Source organism: Microcystis sp. M53602_WE12 (assembly GCF_030065455.1).
Taxonomy (GTDB): domain Bacteria; phylum Cyanobacteriota; class Cyanobacteriia; order Cyanobacteriales; family Microcystaceae; genus Microcystis; species Microcystis aeruginosa.
On record NZ_JASJFB010000284.1, the window covers coordinates 1 to 7,901 of the forward strand.

The window sequence follows — 7,901 nt, forward strand, 5'->3', positions numbered from 1 at the left end:
CAAGCTTTTCTGGTCGGAACCCCCTAAGCCGAGTTTTCAAGGTGCTGCGCCGTCCACTTGGTTTTCGAGACTGGCCTTTTAATTCTAACGTAAAGCCAACCTAGAACGGCGGGGTTTCAGACCCAAAATTTCCGATGAACATAACTAGGCGAGAATTTGTCCAGCAGACAGGTTGGGGGTTGCTGACTTTGGCGATTAGTCAAGGGACAGTTAACCGTCATTTGGCCGCTCTCGCCGCCCCTAATCCCCGAAAATTGGCTCTTTTAGTCGGTATTGACCAGTATGGGGCGAATATTCCGCCGCTGCCCGGCTGTCTTACCGATGTGGAGTTACAAAAAGACCTTCTCCGTTATCGTTTTGGCTTTCAGGATGCTGATATAGTAACTTTAACGGGACAACAAGCCAGTCGAGAAGCGATCAAATCGGCTTTTTTAGAACACCTGATCGCCCAAGCCAAGGCAGGGGATGTGGTCATTTTTCACTTTAGCGGTTATGGCAGTCTTGGGGCCGGAAAAGAGGTTTTTATTGCTGCGGATGGGGCAGAAAATGCTTTACTTAAGGAAAATATCCTGCTGATGGCTCGCTGTCTAGCTACGGATAAGTTTAGCTTGATTTTTGATAGTAGTCATCTCCCCCAACCTCAGCCCTATCTCGGTAATCTCCGCGTTCGTTCCTATCCCGAAAGCCTTGCGGAGCTTAACCCTGCCGAATTAACTTTCGCTGCCGATATTAAAACCCGTTTTAACCTCAAAAATAAGCCTAGTAACGGCGTTATTCTCGCTGCCGCTAAACCAGAGCAAATCGCCGTGGAATTGAGCGGTAATAGCCCCAATGCTGGCTTATTCACCTATGATCTCACCCAGTATCTCTGGCAAGCTTGCCCCAGTCCGACAATGGCGATCGCTTTTCCCCATCTCCGTAATCTCGTCGCTAGTCACAGCAGTCAACAACAGCAGCCGGCAATCCTAACCAGTAATCAAAAAAATAATTCTGCGCCGCCATATCATACAACGTCAGAAACGTCAAGGGGTGGGGCGGCAATTGTTACAAATCTTATTGATGAACGCACCCTAGAAGTCAATCTGGTCGGCCTGCCCTTAGAAATCCTAGAAAATTACGGAATTAACTCCTGTTTGAGCTTTATTGAGGCGACTGGGGAGGAAATCAGCCTACAAATTCTCTCCCGTCAGGGTGTAAAAGCGAAAGCGCAATTATTATCCCCGGCTGCTTCCCTAGAAATAGGACAGATTCTACAGGAAAAATTGCGGGTTTTTCCGAGTCAAATCGGTTTAATCGTCGGTTTGGATAGTAATTTAACCCGGATTGAACGGGTAGATGCCACCAGTACCTTTGCCAGTTTGCCCGATGTGGCCGCCGTGGTTAACATTGGTGAACAAACGGTAGATTGTCTCTTAAGTCGAGTTGGTAGCGAAGAAACTGGCAATTATCAGTTATTATCTGCCAATGGCTCCCTAATTATCGGTAGTTTAGGGGCGGCCAACGAAGCCATTAAATCGGGGATCAAACGACTGCAATCCCAACTAGAAACCCTGCTGGCCTGCAAATTGTGGCACTTGTTGATCAATCAAGAATCCTCCGGTTTAGCCGTCATTGTCACCCTGGAAAGCCTCGATCAAACCTATATCTCGACGGTACAAACCCAAAAAATTGCGGGTAGCAGGGGGATTAATACCGCTAAAAATGACTTAATTCTGCCCGTCGGGACGGAAATTCGCTATCAAATCGAGAATCAAGAAGAACAACCCCTCTACGCGCTGATCCTTGTCCTTAACAGCGATTGCCAACCGCTTTTATACTGTTCCCATTCAGAAAACCCCGATAATTTCAGCAATTCTAGCCCATTAGCCCCCTTTGTCGTGGCGGCCAAAACCAAGGCCACCATCCCCAATTCCGGCCAAGGGCATTGGAAAATTAGTCAACCCAAGGGCATCAGAGAGAATATACTGATCCTCAGTCGCCATCCTTTCCCGAAAACCTTGACCCTTCTCAATGCCACTCAAAGCCTCAAGGGAGAAGCAACCCAACTGCTCACCCTGACTAACCCCCTAGAAATAGCCAGAGCTTTCTGGAGCGATCTAAAATTAGATTTAGGTCTAAAAATGGATAATTCTGGCAGTGTCATTGATGAATACGCCTTTGATCTGGGAACTTGGTCAGGTTTCCGGTTTATTTATCAAGTTATCGACTAAATCGATAGAATGATTCTATGGAATCCTTGAAAAGAAAAGGTTAAAATCCTAACACAGCTACCCCTAAATTTCCCGATGAATCTTCTGCCCCGGACAACCCAAAGCCGCCTCAAAAAAATCCCACAAATTCCCAGTGTTTGGGAAGGAGATCGTCGTGCTTTATCCTTATCCGAGAGAATGCCCCGGGCCACCTTAGAACCAAATCAAGAAAGCGGTGGCGAGTGCGTGATCTGGGTGGACGGCAGCGAGGGCTGTGTACGCGCTATGGAAGTAGTTTCCCCCGAAACGGGGCCAGAGGCCATGGTGAGAACCTTAATCCGCGCCATCGAAACACCGCAAAATCCCGCCCGGCCAGCCAGACCGAAAAAAATTATCGTCCGCGATCGAGAAACACAGTTTTTTCTGCGCGGGGTACTACAAGATCTCGATATCACCATCGATTATGTCCCCAATTTGCCCCTGATCGATGATCTCTTTCGCGGGTTCGACGAATTCCAAAATAACCGTCCCCCGGCAATTCCCCCCGCTTGGCAGTCCGCTTTAGTGAAAACTGCTCACGAAATTTGGAAAGCTGAACCCTGGTCCTGTTTAGCTGACTACGATATATTGGAAATTAAGCTCGATCGCCCCGATTTCCCGAATCTTTACGCCTGTGTCATGGGAATGCTCGGTCGGGAATACGGAGTCATTCTCTATCGTTCCCTAGCATCCCTCAAACAATTCCGCCAGTCCGCTTTAGAAGAAAAATCGATGGAAAGATTAGAAAAAGCCTTTCTTTCCCAAGATTGCTGGTTTTTAAGCTACGAATTGGCCGATGATGATGAGGACGATGATGAGGATGACTACGATCTGGCCTCGGCTGCCCCTTCCCAGATTCATCCAGTTTTCGGCAGCGTGCATCCCTACGAAGGCATTCGCCCCTATTTAGATGAAGAAGAAGCAATCACGGTATATTTAGCTTTAATAGCTCTGTTGCGCTTTTTTAAAGGCAATCAATCCGCTTTATCCGAAGAACCGATCGGAGAATTACAGCGTCGTTTTCGTATCCCCCTCGATCCCGAACAAGCAAAAGGGGAAACCGTGGCGGTGACGGTAGCCACGATGCCCGATCTATGTGCGGAATTTATGCAACTCTTGGAGGAGGAGGACGACGACGATGAGGATGATGAGGATGATGAGGAAGAGTCCGTACTCAAGGAAAATCTAGTCCCCGATAATGCACATCTCAGTCTCGGAATGGTTCCCTGGCAATTATTAGATAAAATTCGCAGTCGTCCAAAAATCCATTATCAACCCCAATCCGTACCAACAAAAGGAGAGGGTTTCCCCGTGGTCATGATCCAGACCTCCCGACCGAAAGCCAAGGAACTGATCGAAAAAATCGAACAAGCTGGCGGTTTGGCGGCTATTGGTTTTAACCCCGGCGAAGATCCCCTCGAAGATACCCGTTATGATCTCGGTATTCTGAAAATGGCTAATGGGGATCTCTATCTCTTTGGGGAATTCGAGCAAGATGATCCCGACCACCGTACCGCGCGCCGCAATTGGCAAAAACGCATCAAAAATACCGAGGGTTATTGTGGTTTGATTATTGCCATGGGGGTAACTGGTTCCTCCTGCGGTAATCCCCAATTAAACGATATGTTAGCCCTCTACGAGGCAAAATCGATCGATAGTAAAGATTTAGACTTGGGAGTTTTGACTCTTATGCCTCACTTTGGTTAATTTTAACGAAGGCAGGGGGCAGAGGGCAGGCTTCGGGCATTACCCAAGCGCCTAAGAGAAGTTGTATCCCTAAGAATGGGACAATCAAACTAGGGTCCCTGTGAGGTGAAAGTCTCATGCACGGTTCTGAAGGGTCGGGGATGGAGGCGACTCCATTCCCGATCCCTAACACGCCGGCTTGAGAATATTCTTGTCACCCCATCAGGAATCCACTAAACAAAGAAGTTGGAAACAGTGATATTACCGAGAGCGGGTAATGTGCCGGTAATGCCTGTAACGTTAACCAGTAAGTCATTGGCACTTTGGAAACCAGCAACATTATCATTGACAATAATATAGTTTCCGGCTATCCCAGCAGTGGTTACTTGGACCAGGGCCGCGCCATTAATACCAAGTGCTTGGTTTCCGGCTAAGGCACCATTGGCATCGGTAAAAACAGCATTCACGACATTGGTTAAAGTGGTAGCCGCAGAATTGGCAGCACGACTAAAGGCAGCGGGGGCAGGCAGCACACCTCCTGCGGCACTGAGCAAATCAATTTTGTCGGAGCCGATCGCAAAATCAGTGATCCGGTCAGGGTTAGCGACAGTAGATTGGGAAAATTGGAAGAGGAAGACATCGTTTCCTGCTCCCCCCGTCAAGGTATCGAGTCCAGCACCACCATTAAGGGTATCATTGCCCCCAGAACCGTTGAGAAGGTTATTGGCCGTGTTGCCCGTGATCACGTTATTACCTGCGTTACCAGTACCGTTAATGGCGGCTGCTCCCGTCAGTGTCAGGTTTTCCACATTTGCCGCTAAAGTCGTGGTGACAGCGGCCGTGAGAGTATCGGTTATCGTCGTGGTAGCTGCCGTCTGCGTACCAAGAGCAGCATTAGTAGGAGAAGACAAAGCTAAAGTAAAGATTTCATTCGCCTCATTAAGGGAATTATTGAGAATGGGAATATTGATGACTTGAGTAGTAACACCAGGGGCAAAGGTTAGAGTTCCAATGGTGGCGGTGTAATCCGATCCCGCGGTTGCTGTACCGTTAGCAGTAGCATAGTTAACGCTGACGGTTTGGTTGCTTGCTTGGGAAAGAGTGACGGTGTAGGAGGCGTTTTGAGGAGTGGTTAAACCTTCAACAACAGTCTGATTGCTGGGACTAAGATTAATCTTGGGTAACTGAAAGTAGTTGCCAAAATTAATGCCAGTCAATTTTTCCCCTGCTTTCAAGTTTAGAGCATAGGGAGTGGTGGGGAAGGTTTGTATCCAGCCTGTTTGATTCACTTCCAGAATGGCATATTCTCCTGGTCCTAAGTTGCTGAAGGTATATTTACCATCAGCGTTAGTGACTGTGGAAATTTCCCAAGGATCTAATTGTCCATTGGTGAAGCTATCAATGTAAATTGTCCAACCTGCTAGGGCTTGTTCGCCTCCGTCCCAGATACCATTAGCATTAGCATCGTTCCATTTACTGCCTTGGATGCTTCCAAGTTGGATTACTCCCTTGTCATCTTGAAGTACGAAGTCACCAAACTGTTTAGCCGACTTGATAAAGCTTGTATCTCCAGTACGAAGATAATCTATTACTGCACCAACTTGAAATTGTCCTGCCGCAACTCCTGCATCATTAACCAAATCAAAAGCAGCAGCTAAGGCTTCGGGATCAAAAATAGGGTTGGGAGGAATAATGTCTGAAGCAAAACTAGAAGCAGCAGCAGTTTGTTTTGTTGTTGCAGGAAAGAGAGATTCTGTTTGACTAACACGCCAACTATCAGCAAATGTAGTATGGACGATAGGGTTATTTTCCCACTGTCCAGGATTCAATTGTAAGTTAGTACCATCACGCAAGGCAAAGTCATTGCTAGTAATACCGTCGCCATTACCTAAAAGTCCTTGCAACAAACCAAAACGATAATCAGCAGGATTAACATCAATATTAATATAATATCGACTAGTGTTAATCGTATCCTCATAGACAAAAGCTGTTACTAGATCATCGTCATTGGTATTAATAATACCATCTAGACCAGCATAAGTAAAGGTATATTGAGAGCCTTGACGTTTTATCTGACCGATACCCAAATCGAGGGTTTCACCACTCAATAAATTGTAACTTTGCCCATCAATAGATAGTCTTTGATCCTGTGCTAAATCTATGTCATAGTTAATATTGTAACCACCAAGATTTATAGCAAAAGCAGTATTGACTGAAGCACCAATCCAATGAGGTGAAGCTTCTTGGCGAGTTTGCACTTGAAAATCATCTATCAGGGATTTCACAAGAATAAACTCCCCAGTTGTTTGAAATTCATAGGGTTTACCATCAAAAGTTGACAGATGTACATCACCCCAACCATGACCGTTACCGACAACACCCGTAACACTGAAAAAGATGGAAAAATCTTGACCTGTAATAGGGGATACAGAACCTAGCGTCCCACCAACCGTAACCTTGTAAGCACTGTCCAACGGATTTAAACCACCTGTTGGAATAAAAATTTGTTCGATGTAATCAACCGCGTTAATAGTACCGCCAGGAACACTATCTGTTCCATTAAAACCCCAACCACCACCTAAAGTGCTAGCAGTATTGAGCGGTAAAAAACTAGGAGTGTAAATTAAACCACTATTATTCCCCTGTAACGTCAAATTTAAGTTAGCATCCGTGCTAAGACCGCCGCCAGGAACTCCTGTCCAAACTAAAGTTGCTTTAATATAGCTACCTGGAGAACGGGATAAATAACCTAAATTTACAGTTGATCCCTTGAATGTATCCTCAGCAAGTAGTTCTCTTGTTAGGGTGTTTGTCGCATTTCCTAGGTTGTTTGCGAATGAATTAGCAAGGAATAAACTAGCGTTATCTGTGGGTTCCCATATATTGCTATAAATTGAACCTAGCCCATTTACAGAGGTATGGATAAGTAGTCCCTTCTCTGTGGAATCTAGCGGATCAATCAATGTTGTATTGGGTGCGGCTGGACCATTTAGCGCACCTGTAGGTATGGGAGCATAAGGGATATTAGGAATAATGGCAGGAGTACTGCCAGAAGGTAACAAAATGTTTTTAAACCGCGCCCTGAATGCAACAGGACCACCAATCGCCGAAGGCATTGTTTGGACATTTTCATACCAAAAATTATCCTTAACATCTTGATTGATTAAGAAAGTCGACGCCGATACTAAGTCGGCTGGTGCAAGCGCTTGCTCTATCTGAATACTCTGTCCACCTACAGTAATTGTTGCCCAGTCATTCTCACCTTTCAAAGCCTGTAATGTCCCAGCACTGAGACTATTACCACGCACTAAGTTAGAAAAAATGTCTCCCTCATCACCAGCGCTATCCGTCTGATTGATATGAGCATCAATAAAATGCCCGTATTCTTCTAACAAAACCGCAATAATGTCTGTCTCCGTAGCTGTATCAAGAAAATTAGCAGCGAGATAAATCTTATTCGTGCTAGTCCCATAAGCACCACTAGCATTACCAAGAATGCTACTATCAAGGATTTCAATTTGTGGAAATGAACTAAAATCACCTACAAGCCATTGAGAACGGAGATTTGTGGCTACTGTATGGTCATATTGTGTACCAAATGCTATTTCAAACAAATTCCAGAAGTCATTTAAACCAGCAAAGTTTTTCAGTTGGTCATAGGTCTTGTTGAGAGTGGCCTGAAGAAGATTAGTCATAACATCCTTTCCATCAACTATTTGTTTGCATTTACATTTAATTTAATCGATCAAGACTTATGAGACTGGCACTAGCGATAGCCCAGATACATTAAAGTCATCGTTATGTGGTATTGTAGATGGTCTTTGCGGAAGTAAATTTTTGAGGAAACAATTTTTAACATCGGATTTAAATAGAACTCTTGCAAATTAATTATATGTTATAATCATGGGTTAACTAATTTTCCCCAAAAAATTAGTTAACCAGTACATTTGTCCTGAATGAAAACTTGAAGTTTAACTTTTAACTCAA

Annotated in this window: 3 protein-coding genes; 2 read left to right on the plus strand and 1 reads right to left on the minus strand. The window is 45.1% G+C overall.

Annotated elements, in window-relative coordinates; genetic code table 11:
• Positions 1–134: 134 nt before the first annotated feature.
• Together PX482_RS10315 and PX482_RS10320 are read left to right on the plus strand one after the other, a co-directional pair.
• Positions 135–2,210: a caspase family protein gene (locus tag PX482_RS10315; protein WP_288023788.1), complete on the plus strand. Its 2,076-nt coding sequence runs from the start codon at positions 135–137 to the stop codon at positions 2,208–2,210.
• 75 nt (positions 2,211–2,285) lie between these two features.
• Positions 2,286–3,935 (plus strand): DUF6930 domain-containing protein, encoded by a 1,650-nt coding sequence (locus tag PX482_RS10320; protein WP_002757866.1) that lies wholly within the window; start codon positions 2,286–2,288, stop codon positions 3,933–3,935.
• A gap of 212 nt (positions 3,936–4,147) precedes the next feature.
• Here the strand turns inward: PX482_RS10320 and PX482_RS10325 are convergent, their stop codons facing one another.
• A complete protein-coding gene (locus PX482_RS10325) occupies positions 4,148–7,609 on the minus strand; it encodes a Calx-beta domain-containing protein (protein ID WP_002757868.1) in 3,462 nt (1,153 codons plus the stop codon).
• Positions 7,610–7,901 lie beyond the last annotated feature (292 nt).

What these genes read in the sequence shown, in the direction of transcription:
- PX482_RS10315 (WP_288023788.1), top strand. Translation starts at nt 135, where the DNA reads ATGAACATAACTAGGCGAGAATTTGTCCAGCAGACAGGTTGGGGGTTG.
- PX482_RS10325 (WP_002757868.1), bottom strand. Translation starts at nt 7,609, where the DNA reads ATGACTAATCTTCTTCAGGCCACTCTCAACAAGACCTATGACCAACTG.
- PX482_RS10320 (WP_002757866.1), top strand. Translation starts at nt 2,286, where the DNA reads ATGAATCTTCTGCCCCGGACAACCCAAAGCCGCCTCAAAAAAATCCCA.